The organism is Microbacterium sp. RD1, from assembly GCF_052220165.1.
GTDB lineage: Bacteria > Actinomycetota > Actinomycetes > Actinomycetales > Microbacteriaceae > Microbacterium.
The window spans coordinates 1,265,225-1,286,261 of record NZ_JBQPOL010000001.1; the positions used below are offsets into that span (position 1 = coordinate 1,265,225).

Sequence of the window (21,037 nt, forward strand, 5' to 3'; positions counted from 1 at the left end):
CCCGCGGGGCCAGGCCGCAAGCCCCCGGCGCGGCGCGGGGCGGGCGCCTACGGTGGGCGGATGAGCTCGGACTACTCGCGCCGCGCGCGCCGCCCCGCCGAGCGTGCGGTGCGGATCGACGGCTCCGCCTTCCGGATCTTCTCCTCGGGCCCGGAGCGTGCCGCCGGCCCGCCGTTCGTCCTCGTGCACGGCATCGGGATGTCTCACCGCTATTTCGCGCGGCTGCACGACGAGCTCGTGGAGCGGGGAGAACGCGTGCACTCGGTCGACCTGCCCGGCTTCGGCGGCGTGCCGAAGCCGCCGCGCGACCTCGACATCGCGGCGATGGCGCGGGGCCTCGGCGCGGCGCTGGACGCGTTCGGCGTCCCGCGGGCGATCTTCGTCGGGCAGTCGATGGGGACGCAGTGGGTGACCGAGCTGGCCGTCCAACGCCCCGATCTCACCGCCTCGCTCGCCCTCATCGGACCTGTCGCCGACGATCGGCATCGCACGGTCCCCCGTCAGAGCATCGCCCTCGGCCTCGACATGCTGCGCGAAACGCCGGGCGCGAACCTCCTCGTCCTCGCCGACTACATCCGCTGCGGCCCGCCGTGGTACCTCGCGCAGCTGCGGCACATGCTGGCCTACCCGACGCAGGAGCGCGTGCGCGCGCTCGCCGCTCCGGTGCTCGTGCTCCGCGGGGGCCGCGACCCGATCGCGGGGAGCCAGTGGGCTCGCCGAGTGACGGATGCCGCGGACTCGGCGACCCTGGCGATCGTGCCGGGGCACGCGCACAACGTGCAGCACTCCGCACCCCGCGCCGTCGCATCCGCGCTCGTCGCCTTCGCGGGGACGGGCCGCCGGGGCGCACGGTGAGTCCGCTCTCGCGGGACCTCGCGTGGTGGGTACGGGATTACGCCTACGCGCTGGCGTGGCAGACCCGTGCGGCGTTCTCCCGCACCGATCCGCGCGTCTTCGCTTCCGGCGACGGCACGCCGATCGTGGTCCTTCCCGGCGTCTACGAGACCTGGCGGTTCCTGCAGCCGCTTCTCACGACGCTGCATGACCGGGGTCACCCGGTGCATGTCATCGATCTCCTGCGCCGGAACCGACGCCCCGTCCCCGAGATGGCCGAGCGCGTGCGCGAGTACCTCGTCGACCACGACCTGTCCGGTGTCGTCCTCGTCGCCCACAGCAAGGGCGGCCTGATCGGAAAGCTCGTGCTGGCATCGCCGGAGGGACACCGCATCCGCGGCATGGTGGCCGTCGCCACCCCGTTCGGCGGATCCAGCTACGCCAGGCTCGTGCCGCTGGCCCCGACGCTGCGGATCTTCTCGCCGCGGGATGCGACGATCCTCGCCCTGGCACGGGAGACGACGGTGAACGGCCGCATCGTGTCGATCTACGGGCAGTTCGATCCGCACATCCCCCAGCGCAGCGCCCTCGACGGCGCCAAGAACGTCGAACTCGACACCGGAGGCCACTTCCGGATCCTCGCGCACCCCCGCGTGATCGCCGAGGTCGTCGCGCTCGCCGAGTGACGGCTCAGCGCCGTGTACCGTGCCGCGGCGGCGAGGTCAATCCGCAGACCCGGGCGTGGGGGGCGGAGTACAAATATCGTCGCGGGTGCGAGGCGGCGCTCGCCGGAAAGGAAGGCCCGACATGTCGTCGTCCGGGGTGCAGATGAAAGAGGTCCGCTCGCTCGTCCCCGCGAGGATGGATCGATTGCCGTGGGCGAGGTTCCACTGGATGATCGTCGTCGGCCTCGGGTTCTCGTGGATCCTCGACGGCCTCGAGGTGCAGATCGTCGCCGCCAACGGTTACGCCGAGACGCTGGGCATGGGCTCGTTCGAGGTCGGACTGGCGGGCACGTTCTATCTGCTCGGCCAGGTCACCGGTGCGCTCGTGTTCGGCCGGCTCGCCGACCGGCTCGGGCGCAAGCGCCTCTTCATCCTCTCCCTGCTCGTGTACCTCGCCGGCAGCGCGATCGCGGGCCTGGCGTTCGCGCCCTGGTTCTTCTACATCTGGCGCTTCGTCGCCGGCGCCGGGATCGGCGGCGAGTACGCCGCCATCAACTCCGCGATCGATGAGATCATCCCCTCCAAGTACCGCGGGCGCGTGGACATCGCCATCAACGGCACCTACTGGGGCGGAGCGGCTCTGGGTGCGGTCGCCAACATCTTCTTCCTGAACACCGACCTCCTGCCGCAGGACCTCGGGTGGCGCCTCAGCTTCTTCCTCGGGCCGGTCCTCGGAATCCTCATCATCTGGCTTCGCCGCCACATCCCCGAGAGCCCGCGCTGGCAGATGACCCATGGCCGCGAGGACGAGGCGGAGAAGAACGTCAGCGAGATCGAGGAACGCATCCGCAAGGAGGGGAAGACGTTCGACGACGTCGACGAGTCCAAGGCCATCACCGTCAAGGAGTACGGGCAGGTCCCGTTCCTCGTGATCGCCAAGGTCCTCTTCCGGAGGTACCCGCGCCGCACCCTCGTGGGCGTGACGATGATGGTCACGCAGTCGTTCCTCTACAACGCGATCTTCTTCACCTACGCCCTGGTGCTGGAGAACTTCTACGACACCCCGCCGGCGTCAGCGGGGCAGTACTTCATCATCTTCGCCATCGGGAACCTCGCCGGGGCGCTCATCCTGGGGCACTTCTTCGACACGTGGGGGCGTCGGCGGATGCTGTTCGGCACGTATGTGCTCGCCGGGCTCATCCTCCTCGCGAGCGCGTTCCTCTTCCAGGCGGGTGTCCTCAACGCCGCTACGCACACGGCTTTCTGGTGCGCGTCGTTCTTCTTCGCCTCGGCGGGAGCGTCGGCGGCCTACCTCACCGTGAGCGAGATCTTCCCGCTGGAACTTCGCAGTCAGGTGATCTCCTACGTGTTCTCCGTCGGGCAGCTCGTCGGGGCGATCGCCCCCGCACTCTACGGCGCCCTCATCGGCGACGGCACCGACCGCACGCCGCTGTTCTGGGGCTACGTGCTCGGCTCGGCGATCATGATGGTCGGCGGCGTCGTCTCGGGGGTGTTCGGCGTGAGTGCCGCGGGCAAGTCGCTCGAGGACATCGCCGATCCGCTCTCGCTCGTGGAAGGCCCGAAGACGGCCGTCACGCCCGACGCGGGAGGGACGGGAAGCGCGAAGAGCGGGGATCGCTAAGCTCGAACGATGCCGGAGAACCCACCCCTCCTCGTCGTGATGGGGGTGTCGGCCGCCGGCAAGTCGAGCGTGGCCGCCGCCCTCGCCGAGCAGCTCGGAGTGCCGTGGGTCGACGCGGATGCGCTCCACCCGGCCGCGAACATCGCGAAGATGGCGTCGGGGCATCCCCTCGACGACTCCGACCGCGGGCCGTGGCTCGACGAGGTCGGGCGGGTGCTGGCCGCGGGGGTGGGCACCGGCGGCATCGTCGTGGCGTGCTCGGCGCTGCGTCGGGCGTATCGCGACCGCATCCGGGTCGCGGCGCCGGAGGCGTCCTTCGTCCACCTCACCGGGTCGGCGGCGCTTCTGGCCGCGCGTGCGGCGGCCCGCGTGGGGCATTTCATGCCGGCGACCCTGCTGGCATCGCAGCTGGCCATCCTCGAGCCGCTCGCGGCGGATGAGCGGGGCATCACGCTCGACGTCGCGCCTCCCGCGGCGGAGCTGGCCGAGTCGGCGGCGCGATGGGCGAGGGAAGAGATGCCGTGACCACGCGCCTGCTCGTCGTCGCCGACACCCACGTGCCAAAGCGCGCCCGGGAACTTCCCCAGGCGGTGCTGCGGGCGGCGGATGCGGCCGACCTGATCGTGCACGCCGGCGACTGGGTCACCGCATCCGTCCTGGACGAGCTCGAGCGGCACGGCGAGGTGCTCGGAGTATGGGGCAACAACGACGGCGCCGACCTCCGGGCGCGGCTTCCGGAGGTCGCACGTCGCGAGATCGAGGGCGTCCGGGTCGCGGTGGTGCACGAGACCGGCGCGGCCTCGGGGCGGGAGCGACGGATGGACGCTGCCTTCCCCGACACCGACCTGCTGATCTTCGGGCACAGCCACATCCCGTGGGACACCACGACGCCGCGTGGCCTTCGGCTCCTCAACCCGGGCTCGCCCACCGACCGGCGCCGCCAGCCGCGCCACACGTATCTGACGGCGGCACTCGACGCCGGCACCCTCCGCGACGTGACGCTCGTCACCCTCTGACGAGCGCCCGGCACGCCGACGGCCGCAGCGGCTCAGCCCCGAGAGTCCTGCTTGACAAGTCGGTGTGTAGCCGGGTTCCATGGAGTTTGGTCACACTGAACAGTCGTTGCGGACCGTCCGAGCGTGGCCCCGGCACCCCTCGGGCGCGTCGCCGGCTGAGAGCGAGGAGTCCCGCATGGCTCGATACGTCGTCCGCCGCGCGGCGGATGCCTCCTACGCCGATCCCGGCGCCCTCGCCCCGGGATCGGTCGGCCTCCGCCGCTGGCGGGCCGTCGGGGAGGAGGACGGAGCGGTGCACACCGACTTCGGGATCTCGCGGCTCGAACCCGGCGGAACGATCCCCGCGCACGTGCACTCGTTCGAGGAGAGCTTCCACGTGCTGGAGGGCGAGGTGACGCTGGCGACGCCCGAAGCGACAGTGCGCCTGACAGCCGGAGATTACGGGGTGGTGCCCATCGGCGTCCCCCACGCGTGGCGCTCCGGGGAGACCGGCGCGGCGTGGTCGGACCTGTTCACCCCGGTTCCGCGCGCGCGGCACGCGTTCGACACCTATCGCGTCCCGGACCTGCCCGAGCGCGCGCCCGTGCCGGTGGACCCGCGCGATCCGCGCACGCGCTCGTTCGGGAACATCCGCGTCGAGCACATGAACGCTGCTCGCCAGTCGCAGGAGCTGCTCGCGGTCTCCGCCAGCATGCGCACCGCGCTGCTGGTGTACAGCGGGATCACTCTGAAGATGATGGTCGACTCCGACCTCGGCGCCACGCTGGGAACGCTCTTCATGGTGCAGTACGACCCCGACGGCGCCGCCGGCAGGCACGACCATCCGCTCGAAGAGGCGTACCTCATCCTCGACGGCGAGGTGGCTGCGACCTTCGACGGGGACGAGTTCGTGCTCGGACGCGGCGACATCGCGTGGGCCGGCGTGGGCTGCGTCCACTCCTTCGCCGCCACCGGCGCCGAGGTGCGGTGGCTGGAGTCGCAGTCGCCGCAGATGCCGCCGCGACACGCGTACCGCTTCGCGCGCGACTGGGAGTACCTCCAAGAGCGCCTCGAGGAGGAGCACCGATGAGCGGACGCGGCACCTGATCCGGGCGGGTCACGCGGGCGCGCGCCGGACGCCGCCCCGCCCGTCCGCCGGACTGATCCTCCCGTTCGTGATCTTCTGGTCGACGCTCGATCGCTCTCTGATCCTTCCCCTCGTGCCGGCGATCGCCGACGACCTCGACACCACCGTCGCGGCTGCGGCCGGTGCCATCACCGCGCACGCCCTCGCGTACGCGGCGCTGCAGCTGCTGTGGGGGCCCCTGTCGACCAGATGGGGGAGGGTGCGCGTGCTCGTGCTGTCGACGGCGCTCGCGGCGGCGGCCAACCTCGTCAGCGCGCTGGCCCCCGACATGACCACCTTCCTGCTCGCACGCACGGCCTCCGGGGGCGCCTTCGCCGCCACCTTCGCCGCGGTGCTGACCTACTTCGGCGACATGCTCCCGATGCGCCGGCGCCCGGCAGCGATGGCCAACCTCGCCACCGCGACCGCTCTCGGTCTGGCGGTCGGCACCGTCGCGGCCGGAGCCATCGGCTCGGTCCTGGAATGGCGCTGGATCTTCGGCGGTTTCGCGCTGGTCACCGCGCTCCTCGTGCCGCTCCTGGCGGCACTGCCGGATTCGGCCGATCGCGGGACGGAGCGGATCCTCGCCCAGGTGACACGGCTGGCGCGAAACCCCTGGGCCCTCGGGGTCTGCGCCCTCGTGGCGCTGGAGGGCGTCCTCCTCATCGGGATCTTCAACCTGCTCCCCGTGGCGTTGCAGCAGTCGGGCGAGGACGTGTTCGTCGCGGGCCTCGTGACCGCGTCCTTCGGCGTCACCGTCGTCGTGGTCAGCCAGCTCATGAAGCTCGTGGTCGGTCGCGTGCGGCCGTGGCAGTTCCTCGTCGCCGGCGGTGCCAGCGCGACGGCGGCCTTCGTCGCGCTGGCGATCCACGTCTCGGCGCTGAGCGTGCTGGTCGGTGCCGCGCTCATGGGTGTCGCGTGGGCTCTGGCGCACACGACGTTCCAGACGTGGATGACCGACGCCGCGGCGGACTCGCGCGCACTCGGCATGACGCTGTTCTCGATCAGCCTGATGGCGGGCGGCGCCCTGGGGGCGGCGCTGGGGGCAGCGGCCATCGACTCCCGGGCATTCGGCGTGCTCTTCGCCGGGGCGGTGGGCGGCGCCGCCGTGCTGGGCGTCGTCAGCGCCGTCGCGCGCGCCCGGTACCGCAACCGCGATATCTGACCGTCCTGAGTGAACGTTTCACTGAACGAGTGTGCAGTGACAATTGACAGACTCGGGCGATCTTGGTTCACTGTTCCCAACGCCCGACAATTCCCCGACGACGTGGAAGGTCCTCAATCTCGGTGTTCGAACCTGTCTTCCTTGCCCAGCAAGCCCTCAACGGCTTGAGCTTCGGCGCACTCCTGTTCCTCCTCGCGAGCGGCCTGACCCTCGTGTTCGGCCTCATGCGCATCGTCAACATGGCGCACGGGGCGTTCTACATGCTCGGCGGCTACATCGGCGTCGTGATCGCGACGCTCACCGGCAACCTGCTGATCGCGGTGCTCGTGGCCGTCCTCGTCGTGGGAGCCACCGCCTTCGTCGTCGAGGTCGGTCTCCTGCGCTTCGTCCGCGGGCAGGAGATGCCCGAGGTGCTCCTGACGATCGGGGTCTCCTTCGTCATCGCCGACGTATGCCTGGCGATCTTCGGCGGAGATCCGCAGAACCTTCCGAACACGGTGAAGATCCCCGGGTCCCTCATGATCGGCGGCTTCGGCTACCCCTGGTACCGGATCTTCGTGATCGGGGTGGCGCTGGTCATCGGCATCGCCCTCGCCCTCGTGCAGTACAAGACCCGAGTGGGGGCCATCGTGCGCGCGGGGGTCGACGACCGCGAGATCATCACCGCGATGGGCGTCAACATCAAGTGGGTGTTCACCGGCATGTTCATCGTCGGCGCGGCACTGGCGGCCATCGGCGGCACGATCGGGGCGGGGATGCAGAGCATCCTCCCCGGCGTGCAGAACGAAGTGCTGCTCTACGCGCTCGTGGTCATCATCATCGGCGGACTCGGCAGCATCCCCGGCGCCGCGGTGGGGAGCATCCTGATCGGCCTCATCGACGCCTTCGCGAAGGCGTGGATCCCCGAGCTCGCCTACTTCACCATCTTCCTGCCCATGGCGCTGGTGCTCGTGCTGCGCCCCACCGGCCTGTTCGGAAAGGCGGCGTGATGAGCAACCGCCTCGTCGAGACCCGCACCGTGCGCACAGCGGGGGCGCCGCGCCCTCGCCGCACCCTGCTGATCAACCTCGCCCTGCTGGGGGTCGTGCTGGCCGTCGGGATCGCCCTGCCCTACCTCGGCGCATCGAGCTTCGCCATCTCGCTGACGTCCACGATCCTGATCGCGGGAACGCTGGCCTCCAGCGTGAACTTCCTCGCGGGGCAGGGCGGGATGGTCTCGCTCGGGCATGCCGGCATCGCGGCGGCGTCGGCGTACGGAGCCGCGTGGGCGTCGCGGCAGGGCATGGACACGGGCATGCAGGTGCTGGTCGCTCTCGCGGTGACGCTCGTGGTGTCCTTCGTGTACGGGCTGCTCTCGATGCGCACCAGCGGCATCTACTTCCTCATGGTGACGCTCGCCGTCGGCATGCTGGTCTACGGGCTGGCCTTCCGCCTGTCGTCGGTCACCGGCGGGGAGAACGGCATCTCCGGTGTCGAGCGTCCCGCGTGGATGGAGTCCTACTGGGTCTTCTACTACTTCGTGCTCGCCGTCTTCGTGGTCCTGACCGCCGCGCTGTGGATCGTCGGCAACTCACCGTTCGGCGCCAGCCTGCGCGGCGTGCGCGACAGCGAGAGCCGGATGCGCAGCCTCGGCTACAGCGTGGCCTCGTACAAGCTGGGCGCGTTCATGATCTCCGGCAGCGTCGCGGGCCTGGCCGGACTCCTCGCGGTGTGGCACACGCATTTCGTCAGCCCGTCGTCGGCGGGGGTGGACCGGTCGGTGCATCTCATCGTCATGGTGATCCTGGGCGGTGTCGGAACGCTCCTCGGCCCCATCATCGGCGCCGCCGTCGTGGTGCTCGTCGAGAACGTCCTCTCCAGCTACGTCGATCGCTGGCCGACCGTGCTCGGGCTGATCTTCATCCTCGTGATCCTGTTCGCGAGGGCCGGCATCGCCGGGAGCGCACGCAAGCTGATCAACCGCATCCGGCGACGGCGCTCGCGCTCCGAAGCCGGCGACGGGGGATCGCCCCCGGGGCACCCGAGCGTGTCCGAACGCAGCACAACCAACGAGTGAAAGAGGAAGGACCTGCAATGACCTCAATGCTGATGTCGAAGCGCGGCCGCCGTGGGACGGTGATGGCGGGACTGGGCATCGTGGCAGCGCTGGCGCTGGCCGCGTGCGCCCCTCCCGGGGCCGCCGAGCCGAGCGCGGAGCCCAGCGAGGCGACCGCCACGGGCGACCTGAAGGTGGGCTTCATCTCACCGACGACGGGCAACTTCGCCGTCGCCGGTCAGGAGATGGTCGACGGCTGGAACCTCTACTGGGAGACGCAGGGGAACGAGGTGAACGGCGTCACGGTGGAGACCATCGTGGAAGACGACGCCGGCAACCCCGAGACGTCGCTGACCAAGGCGCACAAGCTCGTCGAGCAGGACCAGGTGGACGTCATCGTCGGTCCGCTCATCGCCAACACGGCCCTGGCGGTCGCCGAGTACACCGCCAGCGTCGGTATTCCGAACCTGCATCCCGTCGCGGCATCCGACGACCTCACCCAGCGCGCCGCCAATGACCTGACCGTCCGCACCGGTTCGATGGGCGGATCGCAGGCCAACTACGCCGGTGGCGAGTGGGCGGCCACCGAGGGGGAGGCCGACACGGTCGTCACCCTGTGCGCCGACTACGCGTTCGGCTGGGAGTCGTGCGCCGGGTTCGTGCAGGGCTTCGTCGCCAACGGCGGTGAGGTCGTGCAGCAGATCTGGTTCCCCAACTCCACGACGGACTTCTCCACGTACGTCTCGCAGATCCAGGCCGCGGGTGCCGACATGGTGTACGTCGCCACGGCCGGTGGCGCGCCGGGTCCGAACTTCCTCAACGCCTACCTGGGCCTGGGGCTGGACATGGACAAGCTGCTGCTGAACTGCTGCGCGGCCGACCAGGGGACGCTGCGCACCATGGGCGACCAGATCGAGGGCCTGAAGTCGGTCAGCTACTGGGCCGAGGGCCGCGACAGCGAGGTCGTTACCGAGTTCGTCGACGCCTACAAGGAGTTCTCCGGCGGCAAGGTTCCCGGCGCGTACGTCGCGGGCGGATACATCACCGCGTCGCTCGTGGCATCCGTTCTCGAGGAGAAGGGCCTCGTGACGGGGGAGGACCTCGTCTCGGCCATCACGGAGTACACGTTCGAGGACAGCATCTTCGGCCGCGTGTCGTGGGACGAGTACAACAACACGATCGGCCCGGTGTACATCCGCGAGGTGCAGAAGCTCGACGACGGTCAGCTGTACAACGTTCCCATCGCGGAGATCGAGGACGTCGACCAGTGGCTCGGGCGCACGCCGGAGGAGGCGCTGGCGCTGCCGACCTACTCGCAGACCTTCCAGGGACTCGAGTAGTGACCGAGGCGACCACGGCGAAGGCTCCGGACCCGCGAGGGTCCGGGGCCTCCGCCCCCGCGCTGGTGGTGAGCGGGCTGGGCAAGCGCTACGGCGGCGTTCACGCGGTCGACGACATCTCGCTGCACCTGGCCTCGGGCGAGCGCATGGGCGTCATCGGTCCGAACGGAGCGGGCAAGACCACCCTGTTCAAGATGATCGCGGGCGACGTCGCGCCCACCGCCGGCACGATCGACCTGTTCGGCCGGGACGTGACCCGTCTCAGCACCGCCCGCCGGGCACGGCTGGGTGTCGGGCGCACGTTCCAGGTGTCGAACCTGTTCCGCGAGATGAGCGTGCTGGACAACGTCCGCGTCGCCGCCCGCGGCGGATCAGGACGGGCGAGGGTCTTCTGGCGTACGCAGGGCCTCAAGGACGACATCAGCCGCGCCTCGATCGAGATGCTGGACTCCGTCGGCCTGTACGGCCGGCGCGACGACACCGTGGCGGACCTCTCGCACGGCGAGCAGCGGCAGCTGGAGATCGCCATGGCACTGGTCACCGAACCGCGACTGCTGCTCCTGGACGAACCGGCGGCGGGTCTGTCCGCCGTGGAGCGGACGACCCTGCGCCGTCTGATCGAAGAGCTTCCCCGCACCTTGCCGATCCTCCTGATCGAGCACGACATGTCCCTCGCCCTCGGTCTCACCGATCGGGTGATGTGCATGGAGAACGGCCGGCACATCGTCACGGGGACGCCGGAGGAAGTGCGCGAGCACCCCACGGTCAAAGAGATCTACCTGGGAAGGCGTGACAAGAAGTGACACTCTCGGTCTCGGGCCTGCATGCCGGCTATGCCACGGCGAGCGTCCTCAACGGCGTCGACTTCACCGTCGCGGACGGCCAGAGCGTCGCGCTCCTCGGGCGCAACGGCATGGGGAAGACGACTCTCGTCCGCACGATCTGCGGTCTGCGTCCGCCCGCCGTCACCAGCGGCACCATCGTCTACGACGATGTCGACATCACCCGGCGACCCAGTCACCTGATCTCCCGGGCAGGGATCGCGCTGGTCCCCCAGGGGCGCCGGGTCTTCGGATCCCTCACGACCCTGGAGAACCTGAAGGTCGTGCCGCGGCGCCGTGGGGGACGCGGCGAGATCTGGACGGTCGAGCGTGTCTTCGACTTCTTCCCTCGCCTGGCCGAGCGCTCGGGCTCCATGGCGCGCTCCCTCTCCGGCGGCGAACAACAGATGCTCGCCATCGGCCGGGCCCTCATGACGAGCCCGAGCCTGCTGATCATGGACGAGCCGAGCGAGGGTCTGGCCCCCAGCATCCTCGATGTCATCCAGGACCGCCTGGAGGGCCTGCGCGCCTCGGGTCTGTCGATCCTCATCGCGGAGCAGAACGTCGACCTCGCCCTCGACATCGCCGAGCACGTGCTCCTGATCGACGACTCCGGCACGATCGCCTGGTCGGGTCTGCCCGAGGCCCTGCGCGCCGACGACCAGCTCCTCGAGCGTCACCTCAGCATCTGAGCACCCTGCCATGACCTCTCCGCACCCCCCTGCCCTCCCGCTGGTCGACCTCGTCCTGCGCGGTGGTCGCATCTCGACGTTCGCCGCCCCCGACGAGGGGCCCGAGGAGGTGGAGGCCCTCGCGATCGCGGGAGGCCGTGTCGTCGCCATCGGCACCGATGCACAGCTCGCCCCGTACGCCGAGATCGCCGCGCGCGTGGTCGACCTCGACGGCCGACGGGCGCTGCCCGGGCTCAACGACTCGCACATCCACGCCGTCCGCGGCGGGGTGTCGTGGGACCTGACCATGCACTGGGAGGATGTGCGCTCGATCCCGGAGGCGCTCGAGCGCGTCCGCGCCGAGGCGCAGCGTCGCGGACCGGGCAGGTGGGTCAGCGCGATCGGCGGATGGCACTCCACGCAGCTGGCCGAGGGGCGCGCTCCCACCCGCGCGGAGCTGGACGAGGCGGCGCCCGACAACCCGGTGTACGTGCAGGAGCTGTATGACCGGGGAATCCTGAACACCGCCGGGCTGCGAGCAGCCGGGTTCCCCGACGGCACCGGCGAACTGCACGGCGTCCGCGAGTTCGCCGTGCCCACCGCCCTCGCCCTCGCCGGCGGGGAGACGGATGCGACCGACGGCGTGCGTGCCATGAATGCGGTGTTCGCCGGCCACGGCCTCACCGGCGTCGTCGACGGCGGAGGCCTCTTCGTGAGTCCGCGCGACTACGACCCTCTCTACGCGGTGTGGCGACGCGGCGAGCTCGACGTGCGCACGCGTCTGTACGTCTCGGCGTGGACGCGCGGTGGCGAGGTGGCCGACATCGATCGGCTGACCACCCTCGTCCAGCCCGGATCCGGCGACGCGATGCTGAAGGTCGTCGGAGTCGGGGAGATCCCGCACCTCGGCTGCCACGACATGGAGGGCTTCGATCCCTTCGAGATCGACGACACGTCCTACGCCGAGCTCGTCGAGATCGTGCGGATGTGCGTCGCACGCGGGTGGCGCATGAGCGTGCATGCGGTGCTGGATTCCAGCCTCACGCGCATCCTGGACGCGTGGGAGGAGGTGCAGGCCGAGACCGGCCGCGTCGGCGGAGCGGGATTCTCGATCGTCCACGCGGACGGCGCATCCCGCGCCAACCTCGAACGCCTCGCGCGCCTGAACGCGGGCGTGCTGGTGCAGAGCCGGCTCGTCCTCAAGGGCGGCGACTACGCGTCGGCGTGGGGCTCGGAGGTCACCGCCTCCGCGCCCCCGATCGGGCAGATGCAAGAGCTGGGCATCGTCATCGGTGCGGGAACCGACGCGACGCGGGCGAACTGGTTCTCGCCGTGGGCGTCGATCTGGTGGCTCGTGACCGGTGGCACTCTCGACGGGCGCGGGGCACGCGCGCCGCGGCACCGCATGGCGCGGACCGAGGCGCTCGTGGCCTACACGCGCGACGCCGCCTGGTTCACCGGTGAGCAGGCGCACCGCGGACAGCTCCTCCCCGGCTTCGACGGCGACGTGTGCGTCCCGACGCTCGATCCCCTCGCCTGCACCGACGACGAGCTGCGCGACATCCGCAGTGATCTCACCGTGCTCGGCGGACGCATCACCTTCGACTCCGGTGCTCTCGAACGCGAGGCGCCGGCCGAACCCGGAAAGGACGCATCCCGATGAGCATCCCCGAACCCCGTCGGGTCGGCAACGCCGACGTCATCCATCACGAGGGATACGACGCCCGCATCGTCAGTCCGTTCGTGCCCGCCATCCGCACCGTCTCGAACGCCCGCCTGGTGTTCATCAGCGGTGTGACCGGCGCTCCGGTCTATCACGATCACCCGCACGTCGCGGAGGTGTTCGACGCGATGCCGATGGATGCGGCCGGTCAGGTGCGCAACGCCTTCGACCACCTCGAGCTGGCCCTTGCCGCTGCCGGATGCCGGCGGCACGACGTGGTGAACATGATCCGGTTCTTCACCGACGTGGATTCCGACCAGGATGTCGTGAACGCCCACCAGGCGAGCTGGTTCGGCGGCCACATCCCCACGAGCACCACCGTGCAGGTCACGCGGCTGGCCACGGATCCGCGACTGCGGTTCGAGTTCCACGTCGTCGCCGCCGCGCCGGCGTGACCGCAACCCTCTACACCCCGATGACAGACAGCGACACAAGGAGAACCATGACGGACACCACCCCCACGGTCGGTTGGATCGGCGCCGGACGAATGGGCACGCAACTGGCCACTCGTCTGCTGAATGCCGGCTACGACGTCGCCGTCTACAACCGCACGCGCGCGAAGGTCCAGCCGCTGGTCGACCTCGGCGCGACCGCGGTCGACGCCCCCGTGGAGCTCGCCGGTCGCGACGTCGTCTTCAGCATGGTCTCGGCGTCGCACGATCTGGAACAGGTGATGACGGGCGACGGGGGTCTTCTCACGGATCCCGACCGGGCTCCCTCCTTCATCGGCGACGCCTCGACCGTTTCCCTGGAGATGAGCGCCGCGATCCGTGCCGCCGCCGCCGCGCGCGGCGTCGGGTTCCTCGCAACCCCGGTCTCGGGCAACCCGAAGGTGATCGCTGCCGGCAAACTCACCGTCGCCGCATCCGGACCCCGCGAGGTGTACGACGCGCTGGAGCCGCTGCTGCAGACGTGGGGCCGCGGGGTGACGTACGTGGGGGACGCCGAGCAGGCGCGCATCGTGAAGATCGCCCACAACGTCTACCTCGGCATCGTCGCGCAGTCCCTCGCCGAGATCACGATCCTCGCCCAGGCGCACGGTGTCACCCGCGCGGACTTCCTCTCGTTCCTCAACGACTCGGTGATGGGCTCGGACTTCAGCCGGTACAAGAGCCCGGCGCTGGTGAACCTCGATTTCGCCGCCACCTTCACTCCCGTGCTGCTGCAGAAGGACCTCGACCTCGGCCTGGCGGCGGCAGCATCCGTGGGGGCGGTGCTTCCGGTCACGAGCGTCACCCGCAACCTGGTCGCGCAGGAGGTGGGTGCGGGCAACACCGAGCAGGACTTCGCGACCCTCATCCTCACGGTGGCGCGCGGCTCGGGCATGGCGCTGACGCCGGAGAACGTGCCGGTGGACGACGGGCTCGGGGCGGTCTGATGGACGCGTCCCCCTCCTCCGGCGACGCCAGGCGCTTCGAGCGTCCTGTCGCCCGCCCGCCGGGAGTGCGACCGATCGGCGCCCCCGGGCAGAACGGCGTCGACTATGAACGGCGGGTCGATTTCGACCGGCTGCGCTCGTACCGCCTGGACCGTGCCAAGGCGGCGCTGGAGGCGAGCGACTGCGGAGCGTTCCTGCTGTTCGACTTCTACAACATCCGCTACACGACGCAGACATGGATCGGCGGCGCGCTCGGGGACAAGATGATCCGGTACGCGCTCCTGATGCGCGGCAGGGACCCCATCCTGTGGGACTTCGGCTCGGCCGTCCGACACCATCAGCTGTACTCGGACTGGGTGCCGGAGGAGAACTATCGTGCCGGATTCCTCGGATTCCGCGGCGCCGTGGACCCGGAGGGCGGCGGTCTCATGCGCGACGCCGTGGCGGAGATCGTGTCGCTGCTGAGGGAGGAGGGGCTCGCGGATGCCCCCGTGGGCCTGGATATCGTCGAACCGCCCTTCCTGTTCGAGCTGCAGCGACAGGGGCTGCGGGTCGCCGACGCGCAGCAGTGGATGCTCGACGCGCGCGTGATCAAGAGCCCCGACGAGATCCTGCTGCTGAATCAGGCCGCGGCGATGGTGGACGGCGTGTATCAGGACATCGCGGAGGCGCTGAAACCGGGGGTCCGGGAGAACGAGATCGTCGCGCTGGCGAACAAGCGGCTCTACGAGTACGGCAGCGATCAGGTCGAAGCGGTCAACGCGATCTCGGGGGAGCGGTGCAATCCGCATCCGCACAACTTCACCGACCGGATCATCCGCCCGGGCGACCAGGCGTTCTTCGACATCATCCACTCCTTCAACGGCTACCGGACCTGCTACTACCGCACGTTCGGGGTGGGGTGGGCGACCGAGAGCCAGCGCGATGCGTACAAGCAGGCGCGCGAGTGGATGGACACCGCGCTGGACGCGATCCGTCCCGGAGTCGGGAGCGATCAGGTCGCCGCGGTCCTGCCGAAGGCGGAGGACTTCGGCTTCGCCAACGAGCTCGCGGCCTTCGGTCTGCAGTTCGCGCATGGGCTCGGCCTGGGCCTTCACGAGCGTCCGATCATCTCGCGGCTGAACTCTCTCCGCGACCCCGTCGAGCTGCGCGCGGGGATGGTCTTCGCGATGGAGACGTACTGCCCCGCGTCGGACGGCGTCTCGGCGGCCCGTATCGAGGAGGAGGTGGTCGTGACCGACTACGGCATCGAGGTGCTCACGAAGTTCCCCGCCCAGGAACTGTTCGTGGCCAACGCTTACTAGCAGACGGGCGTCGGCGTCCGCGGCATCCGTCAATCGGTAAGGTCGATCAGCGAGAGGACAGACATGACGGCAGGACTCGGGGCGCGCATCCGCGAGGCGCGGCAGGCGCGCGGCCTCTCGCTGCGCGCGACCGCCGCGATCGCGTCGATCTCGCCCAGTCTGCTGTCCCAGGTCGAGACGGGGAAGGTACAGCCGTCGGTGTCCACGCTGTGGGCGATCGTGTCGGGGCTGGGTCTGTCGGTCGACGACGTGCTGCACGACGCTCCGACCCGAACCGCACCTTCGGTGCCCGAGCGGGAGGGCCCGGTGCAGCGGCGCGAAGACGCCCCCGAGATCCGGATGGAGAACGGGGTTTCGTGGCGGGGTCTGGCCGTCACCGCCACCGCGCCCGGCGTCGACGCTGTCCACGTGACGTACCAGCCGGGCGGCGCGAGCTCGCTGGATGACTCCCACATGCGCCACGAGGGCGTCGAGTACGGCTACCTCATCCGCGGCGAGCTGACCTTGAAGCTCGACTTCGACAGCTACGTGCTGCGCGCCGGCGACTCGTTCAGCTTCGACTCGATGAGGCCGCACCTGTACCTCAACGCGTCCGACGGCGTCGCCGAAGGCATCTGGTTCGTCACCGGCGCGACCCACCGGCCGTCGGAGCCGGACGAGTCTGCCGTCCTGCGTGATGCGGTGGCGGTGCTGGGGGCCATGAGCCGCCTTCCCGGGAGGGCGTGAGCCGCCGTGGCGGATCTGGAGACCCCGTGGGACCTGGTGGGGGAGCGGGTGCGGGCCGCTCGCGTCGACGCCGGGATCACGGTGCGCGAGCTCGCCCGGCGCATCGGGCTGTCAGCGAGTCACGTGTCGCAGGTCGAGCGCGGTCTCGGAGCCTTCAGCGTCCCCGCGCTGTACGCCGTCGCCAGCGAGCTGGGGGTGTCGATGAGCGACCTGCTGGCCGCCCCCGACGCCGCGCCGGCCGCGCCGGTGCCGGATGGGGTGGCGGATCTGGTCTCGGCGGGCATCGTGCAGCGGGCGGACCACCACCCCACGATCAGACTCAGCTCCGGACCGCGGTGGAGTCGTCTCACGGCTGTCGGTGAGCCGGATGCCGAGTTCCTCGAGGTGATCTACGCTCCGGGGACGGCGGCGCCCGTCGAGCACATCCATCACGAGGGACGCGAGTACGGCATCGTCCTCACCGGTGTCCTCACCGTGGAGGTCGCCGGATCCACCGCGGAGCTTTTCCCGGGCGACTCGATCATGTTCGACTCGCGCCTGCCGCACCGCTTCTGGAACGAATCCGCCGAGCATGTGCGCGCGATCTGGTTCGTCCGCGACCGGGACGCTTCGGGCCCGCTGCCGCACGGCTGATTCCCCGTCGACTCGCCAGCATGTGTCGTGTTCTCGCGGAAAAATCGACGTTTTGTGGCGAGTCGACGGTCAGGCGCCCGCGAGGAGACGCCGGATGCGGGCGACCAGGGCCCGGGGATCGTCGAAGTCGCGTGCTGTCACGACGGTGACGCGATAGCCGAGCGACTCCAGTTCCGCCCGGCGCGAGGCATCCCGGCTCCATTGGTCGCGGTCGCGATGGTAGTCGCCGTCGTACTCGATGATCAGGCGCGCATGCGCGTACATCATGTCCACGCGGGCCACGAATCGGCGACCGTGGAAGACCTCGACGTTGCACTCGGGCATCGGCAGGCCCGCCTGCAGGAGGAGCACCCGCAGCTCCGACTCCCGCGGTGACTCCGAGCGGGACGAGCTCCACTCCAGCGCGAGGGGCCGCTGAGCGGCACCACGGCTGCGCCCCACCCGTCGATGCACCTCCTCGAGCTGCTCGCGCGTCGCGAGGGGATCGAGGCGCGAAAGGATGCGATCGGTCACGGCGACCAGCTGCCCGAGCCCCAGGACGCCCGCGAGCTCGCACCACGTGCGCGCGGGCGACGTGCAGCGGATCCCGCCGACGGTCACGACATCATCCTCGCCGATCGCCAGGGCGCGCCCGCGAACGCCCGGCCGGCGGATGCGGTTGTGCTCGAGGGGCACACCGACCAGCGGCTCGGTGTAGGCCCGCTTCTCCAGCGCCAGAGGCAGCGGAAGGCCGAGCACGACGCCGGCGGTCGCGCCGCACGCGAAGGTGTGCGACGGGAGCGCGCTGAGCAGGAGACGCAGCCGCTCGTCGTCCTCGAGGTCGCGAGCGCTGCGGGTGCCCCAGAACGGCGCGTCGAACGCCCTCGAGCGCATGCGGCCCGGGGACAGGCCGGCGGCGCGCCCTTCCGAGACGGTGAAGGCGGCGGACAGGTCGTCGCGGTCCATCCCGCCATGCTCGCCGCGCGCCCGTCCCGACGAGTGGCCAGGCTCCCCGCTCGTGGACAACCCGTCGGCATCCGCCCCTGTGGAGGAGAGATCCCCCGTCGACTCGCCAGCAAACGTGCGATCTCGCGCCCGAATGCGACGTTTCTTGGCGAGTCGACGGGGAGGAGGGGGCTAGGCGATCCAGACGGTCTTGAGGTTGCAGAACTCGCGGATGCCCTCGGCGGACAGCTCCCGTCCGAAACCGGAGCGCTTGATACCACCGAACGGCAGCTCCGGGTAGGAGATGGTCATGCCGTTGATGAACACGGCGCCCGACTCGATGCCGCTGACCGCGGCGTCGATCTCGTCCGCGTCCCGGCTCCAGAAAGCCGAACCGAGGCCGAAGTCGAGCGCGTTCGCCAGCTGCAACGCCTCGTCGAGGGAGGCCACGCGGTACAACGACGCCACGGGGCCGAACGCCTCCTCGCCGTACAGGCGCATGTCCTCGGTGATTCCGGCGACGACGGTCGGCGGGTAGAAGTATCCCTCGCGCTCGAGCCGCTCTCCGCCCGCGAGGATCTCGGCGCCCTTCTCCCGGGCATCTGTGACGAGGCCCTCGATGTCGCGCAGGCCGGACTCGCTCGCGAGCGGCCCGATCTGCGTCGACTCGTCGGTGGGGTCGCCGATCGCGAGTGCGCGCATCCGCTCGGCGAACGCGCGCGCGAAGTCGTCATAGACCTCCTCGTGCACCACGAAGCGCTTGGCATTGATGCACGCCTGGCCGTTGTTGGAGGTGCGCGCGGTGACCGCGGTCGCCACGGCGGCCTCGAGGTCGGCGGAGGGCATCACGAGGAACGGGTCGGAGCCGCCGAGTTCGAGCACGACCTTCTTCAGCACGTCGCCGGCCGCGCGGGCGACGGCGCGGCCCGCGCCCTCCGAGCCGGTGAGCGTGACAGCGGCCACGCGCGGGTCGCGGACGACCGCGTCCACGCGCGACGACCCGATCAGCAGCGTCGCGAACGACCCGTCGGGAAAGCCCGCGCGAGCGAACAGCTCACCGAGGTACAAGGCGGAGCGCGGCACGATCGCGGCGTGCTTGAGGAGCCCCGCGTTCCCGGCCATGAGGGCGGGGGCGGCGAAGCGGATGACCTGCCAGATCGGGTAGTTCCACGGCATGACCGCGAGCACGACCCCGAGCGGTTCGTAGCGGGCGCCGGCGTATGAGGCGCCCACCGCCGACGGATCGGCCAGGCTCTGGGGTGCGAGGAACTCCTCGGCGTGATCGGCATAGAACCGCATCGCGCGTGCGGACTTCGCCACCTCGGCGCGTGACTGGGCGAGAGGCTTTCCCATCTCGGCGGTGATGACGGCGGCGAGCTCGTCCGTGTCGGCATCCAGAAGCTCGGCGGCGGCGCGCATCCACCCCGCCCGCGCATCCCACCCCGCCTCGGCCAGGAGCGGCACGGCCGCCGATGCCGCGGCGAGCTTCGCCTCGACGGTGGCGTCGTCATCCTCCTCGAAGGTCGCGAGTTCGGCGCCGGTGGCCGGGTTGACACTGCGGATGGTGGGCACGGATGCTCCTCAGTCTCGGTCGAGTCGCCAAGAACGGTCGCGAAACGGACGAAAAGGCGACAGTTCTTGGCGAGTCGACGGGTCAGATCAGGATGGACAGGGGGTTTTCGATGCGCCGCTGGAACGCCGCGAGCCACTGGGCGGCCACCGCGCCGTCGAGCACGCGGTGATCGGCCGAGAGAGTGACGGTCATGACCGTCGCGACGCTCAGCCCGCCGTCGGCGTCGGCCACCGGCAGGGGGCGCGCCGCGCCCACGGCGAGGATTCCCGACTGCGGCGGATTGAGGATGGCACTGAACTGCGTTGTGCCGTACATGCCGAGATTCGACACCGAGAAACTGCCGCCCTCGAGCTCGTGCTGGCGGAGCCGCCCGGCCCGCCCGCGCTCGGCGAGGTCGGCGACGGTCTCGCTGAGCCGGCTGAGCGAGAGCCGATCCACGCCGCGGACGACAGGCGTCGTGAGTCCTCCGTCGATCGCCACCGCCACCGCGAGGTCGACGCCGGTGAAACGGCGGATGCTGTCGCCCAGCCAGATCGCGTTGGCCTCGGGCACCTCGACGAGGGCCGCGGCGACCGCCTTCAACACGAAGTCGTTGACGGAGATCTTGCGCGTCGCGGTCTCGTTGACGGTGCGCCGCAACTCCAGCAGCGCATCGACGCGGCAGTCCGCGACGAGATAGAAGTGCGGCACCGTCGACTTGCTCTCGGTGAGTCGGCGGGCGATGGTGCGCCGCATCCGGTCCACCGGCACGTCCTCGAACGCGGCCGCACCCTCGGCCGCCGGAGAGGCCGTGGGCGACACCGACGCTGCGGAAGGCTCGGCGGAACCGACGGCGGGCTCGGACGCCGGAGCGGCCGATGCCTGCTCGAGGTGACGCTCGAGGTCGCGACGCACGATCCGACCGCGCGGGCCGGTGCCGGAGATATCGACGAGCGCCACGCCCTTCTCCGCGGCGAGACGCCGGACCAGCGGGCTCGCGAACAGGCGTCCGCCGGTTTCGGGCTCCGCCGGCGGAGCCGTCTCGGTATCTGCCGTCGGCGCGGGAGCCGGCGCGGCGGTCGAGGTCGGCGCGCCGGGTGCCGAGGGAAGCGGCGCTGCCGGCTCGGGGGCGGTCTCCGGCTCGGGCGGCCCGGACTGCACCGGCTGAGCGGCGATCTCGGCGGCCGTCCCGGGGTCCGACGCCGCAGCGCCGGCTCCGATCCCCGCGTCGCGCAGGGCGGCGTCGATCGCCTCTGGTCCCTCGCCGTCGGCCAGGAGCACGAGGATCGCATCGCCCACGGCGACGTTGTCCCCTTCGGGAACGAGGAGACGGCCGATGGTCCCGGCCGACTCGGCGGCGAGCTCGACGGAGGCCTTGTCGGTTTCGATCTCGGCCAGGGTCTGTCCGACGGTCACCGTGGCTCCCTCGGCGACGCTCCACGACTGGATGGCGGCCTCGGTGGCGCCCGCCATCACCTCCGGCATGCGGATGATCTCGGCCAT

At 70.5% G+C, this 21,037-nt stretch carries 21 protein-coding genes; 18 read left to right on the forward strand and 3 right to left on the reverse strand.

Features of this window, described 5'->3' with window-relative positions:
- Positions 1 to 60 precede the first annotated feature (60 nt).
- The 18 genes from ACTU3I_RS06100 to ACTU3I_RS06185 all read left to right on the forward strand — a co-directional run bounded on the left by ACTU3I_RS06100 (position 61) and on the right by ACTU3I_RS06185 (position 17,058).
- Positions 61 to 855 carry an alpha/beta fold hydrolase gene (locus ACTU3I_RS06100; RefSeq protein ID WP_442924766.1) on the forward strand — a complete coding sequence of 265 codons (795 nt, stop codon included), beginning with the start codon at positions 61 to 63 and terminating at the stop codon, positions 853 to 855.
- Positions 852 to 1,520 (forward strand): esterase/lipase family protein, encoded by a 669-nt coding sequence (locus ACTU3I_RS06105; RefSeq protein WP_442924767.1) that lies wholly within the window; start codon positions 852 to 854, stop codon positions 1,518 to 1,520. Before ACTU3I_RS06100 ends, ACTU3I_RS06105 begins: the two co-directional genes overlap by 4 nt.
- Positions 1,521 to 1,641: 121 nt before the next feature.
- Positions 1,642 to 3,141, forward strand: coding sequence for an MFS transporter (locus ACTU3I_RS06110; protein WP_442924768.1), 1,500 nt, complete (start codon positions 1,642 to 1,644; stop codon positions 3,139 to 3,141).
- A 9-nt stretch (positions 3,142 to 3,150) separates the two neighbouring features.
- The gene (locus ACTU3I_RS06115) at positions 3,151 to 3,666 is read left to right on the forward strand and encodes a gluconokinase (protein WP_442924769.1); all 516 of its coding nucleotides are present in this window, start codon (positions 3,151 to 3,153) and stop codon (positions 3,664 to 3,666) included.
- Positions 3,663 to 4,157: a metallophosphoesterase family protein gene (locus tag ACTU3I_RS06120; RefSeq protein WP_442924770.1), complete on the forward strand. Its 495-nt coding sequence runs from the start codon at positions 3,663 to 3,665 to the stop codon at positions 4,155 to 4,157. The genes ACTU3I_RS06115 and ACTU3I_RS06120 overlap by 4 nt, the downstream gene beginning before the upstream one ends.
- Positions 4,158 to 4,332: 175 nt before the next feature.
- Entirely contained in the window at positions 4,333 to 5,226 is an 894-nt protein-coding gene (locus tag ACTU3I_RS06125) for a cupin domain-containing protein (RefSeq protein WP_442924771.1), read from the forward strand.
- 85 nt (positions 5,227 to 5,311) lie between these two features.
- Entirely contained in the window at positions 5,312 to 6,427 is a 1,116-nt protein-coding gene (locus ACTU3I_RS06130; protein WP_442924772.1) for an MFS transporter, read from the forward strand.
- A gap of 122 nt (positions 6,428 to 6,549) precedes the next feature.
- The gene (locus ACTU3I_RS06135) at positions 6,550 to 7,416 is read left to right on the forward strand and encodes a branched-chain amino acid ABC transporter permease (protein ID WP_442924773.1); all 867 of its coding nucleotides are present in this window, start codon (positions 6,550 to 6,552) and stop codon (positions 7,414 to 7,416) included.
- Positions 7,416 to 8,483, forward strand: coding sequence for a branched-chain amino acid ABC transporter permease (locus ACTU3I_RS06140; RefSeq protein WP_442924774.1), 1,068 nt, complete (start codon positions 7,416 to 7,418; stop codon positions 8,481 to 8,483). Before ACTU3I_RS06135 ends, ACTU3I_RS06140 begins: the two co-directional genes overlap by 1 nt.
- A 17-nt stretch (positions 8,484 to 8,500) precedes the next feature.
- On the forward strand, positions 8,501 to 9,802 hold the full coding sequence (locus ACTU3I_RS06145; protein WP_442924775.1) for an ABC transporter substrate-binding protein: 1,302 nt from the start codon (positions 8,501 to 8,503) through the stop codon (positions 9,800 to 9,802).
- The gene (locus ACTU3I_RS06150) at positions 9,802 to 10,605 is read left to right on the forward strand and encodes an ABC transporter ATP-binding protein (RefSeq protein WP_442924776.1); all 804 of its coding nucleotides are present in this window, start codon (positions 9,802 to 9,804) and stop codon (positions 10,603 to 10,605) included. The genes ACTU3I_RS06145 and ACTU3I_RS06150 overlap by 1 nt, the downstream gene beginning before the upstream one ends.
- Complete coding sequence (locus ACTU3I_RS06155) at positions 10,602 to 11,315, forward strand: ABC transporter ATP-binding protein (protein ID WP_442924777.1); 714 nt, start codon at positions 10,602 to 10,604, stop codon at positions 11,313 to 11,315. The genes ACTU3I_RS06150 and ACTU3I_RS06155 overlap by 4 nt, the downstream gene beginning before the upstream one ends.
- A 10-nt stretch (positions 11,316 to 11,325) precedes the next feature.
- Positions 11,326 to 12,957 (forward strand): amidohydrolase, encoded by a 1,632-nt coding sequence (locus ACTU3I_RS06160; protein ID WP_442924778.1) that lies wholly within the window; start codon positions 11,326 to 11,328, stop codon positions 12,955 to 12,957.
- Positions 12,954 to 13,412, forward strand: a complete 459-nt coding sequence (locus tag ACTU3I_RS06165) for a RidA family protein (protein ID WP_442924779.1) — start codon at positions 12,954 to 12,956, stop codon at positions 13,410 to 13,412. Before ACTU3I_RS06160 ends, ACTU3I_RS06165 begins: the two co-directional genes overlap by 4 nt.
- A 47-nt stretch (positions 13,413 to 13,459) precedes the next feature.
- Positions 13,460 to 14,395, forward strand: a complete 936-nt coding sequence (locus ACTU3I_RS06170) for an NAD(P)-dependent oxidoreductase (RefSeq protein ID WP_442924780.1) — start codon at positions 13,460 to 13,462, stop codon at positions 14,393 to 14,395.
- Entirely contained in the window at positions 14,395 to 15,699 is a 1,305-nt protein-coding gene (locus ACTU3I_RS06175; RefSeq protein WP_442924781.1) for a M24 family metallopeptidase, read from the forward strand. The genes ACTU3I_RS06170 and ACTU3I_RS06175 overlap by 1 nt, the downstream gene beginning before the upstream one ends.
- 63 nt (positions 15,700 to 15,762) lie before the next feature.
- Positions 15,763 to 16,425, forward strand: coding sequence for a cupin domain-containing protein (locus tag ACTU3I_RS06180; RefSeq protein ID WP_442924782.1), 663 nt, complete (start codon positions 15,763 to 15,765; stop codon positions 16,423 to 16,425).
- A 6-nt stretch (positions 16,426 to 16,431) separates the two neighbouring features.
- A complete protein-coding gene (locus ACTU3I_RS06185) occupies positions 16,432 to 17,058 on the forward strand; it encodes a helix-turn-helix domain-containing protein (protein ID WP_442924783.1) in 627 nt (208 codons plus the stop codon).
- A gap of 69 nt (positions 17,059 to 17,127) precedes the next feature.
- Here ACTU3I_RS06185 and ACTU3I_RS06190 read toward each other — a convergent pair whose 3' ends face one another.
- The 3 genes from ACTU3I_RS06190 to ACTU3I_RS06200 all read right to left on the reverse strand — a co-directional run bounded on the left by ACTU3I_RS06190 (position 17,128) and on the right by ACTU3I_RS06200 (position 21,037).
- Complete coding sequence (locus tag ACTU3I_RS06190) at positions 17,128 to 18,003, reverse strand: endonuclease domain-containing protein (protein ID WP_442924784.1); 876 nt, start codon at positions 18,001 to 18,003, stop codon at positions 17,128 to 17,130.
- A 171-nt stretch (positions 18,004 to 18,174) separates the two neighbouring features.
- Positions 18,175 to 19,554, reverse strand: coding sequence for an aldehyde dehydrogenase family protein (locus ACTU3I_RS06195; RefSeq protein ID WP_442924785.1), 1,380 nt, complete (start codon positions 19,552 to 19,554; stop codon positions 18,175 to 18,177).
- Positions 19,555 to 19,636: 82 nt separating this feature from the next.
- The gene (locus ACTU3I_RS06200) at positions 19,637 to 21,037 is read right to left on the reverse strand and encodes a dihydrolipoamide acetyltransferase family protein (protein WP_442924786.1); all 1,401 of its coding nucleotides are present in this window, start codon (positions 21,035 to 21,037) and stop codon (positions 19,637 to 19,639) included.

Excerpts from the sequence above, each read along its gene's own strand:
- ACTU3I_RS06115 (WP_442924769.1), top strand. The coding sequence starts at position 3,151 with ATGCCGGAGAACCCACCCCTCCTCGTCGTGATGGGGGTGTCGGCCGCC.
- ACTU3I_RS06180 (WP_442924782.1), top strand. The coding sequence starts at position 15,763 with ATGACGGCAGGACTCGGGGCGCGCATCCGCGAGGCGCGGCAGGCGCGC.
- ACTU3I_RS06170 (WP_442924780.1), top strand. The coding sequence starts at position 13,460 with ATGACGGACACCACCCCCACGGTCGGTTGGATCGGCGCCGGACGAATG.
- ACTU3I_RS06110 (WP_442924768.1), top strand. The coding sequence starts at position 1,642 with ATGTCGTCGTCCGGGGTGCAGATGAAAGAGGTCCGCTCGCTCGTCCCC.
- ACTU3I_RS06190 (WP_442924784.1), bottom strand. The coding sequence starts at position 18,003 with ATGGACCGCGACGACCTGTCCGCCGCCTTCACCGTCTCGGAAGGGCGC.
- ACTU3I_RS06100 (WP_442924766.1), top strand. The coding sequence starts at position 61 with ATGAGCTCGGACTACTCGCGCCGCGCGCGCCGCCCCGCCGAGCGTGCG.
- ACTU3I_RS06200 (WP_442924786.1), bottom strand. The coding sequence starts at position 21,037 with ATGGCCGAGATCATCCGCATGCCGGAGGTGATGGCGGGCGCCACCGAG.
- ACTU3I_RS06125 (WP_442924771.1), top strand. The coding sequence starts at position 4,333 with ATGGCTCGATACGTCGTCCGCCGCGCGGCGGATGCCTCCTACGCCGAT.
- ACTU3I_RS06140 (WP_442924774.1), top strand. The coding sequence starts at position 7,416 with ATGAGCAACCGCCTCGTCGAGACCCGCACCGTGCGCACAGCGGGGGCG.
- ACTU3I_RS06175 (WP_442924781.1), top strand. The coding sequence starts at position 14,395 with ATGGACGCGTCCCCCTCCTCCGGCGACGCCAGGCGCTTCGAGCGTCCT.
- ACTU3I_RS06165 (WP_442924779.1), top strand. The coding sequence starts at position 12,954 with ATGAGCATCCCCGAACCCCGTCGGGTCGGCAACGCCGACGTCATCCAT.
- ACTU3I_RS06145 (WP_442924775.1), top strand. The coding sequence starts at position 8,501 with ATGACCTCAATGCTGATGTCGAAGCGCGGCCGCCGTGGGACGGTGATG.
- ACTU3I_RS06160 (WP_442924778.1), top strand. The coding sequence starts at position 11,326 with ATGACCTCTCCGCACCCCCCTGCCCTCCCGCTGGTCGACCTCGTCCTG.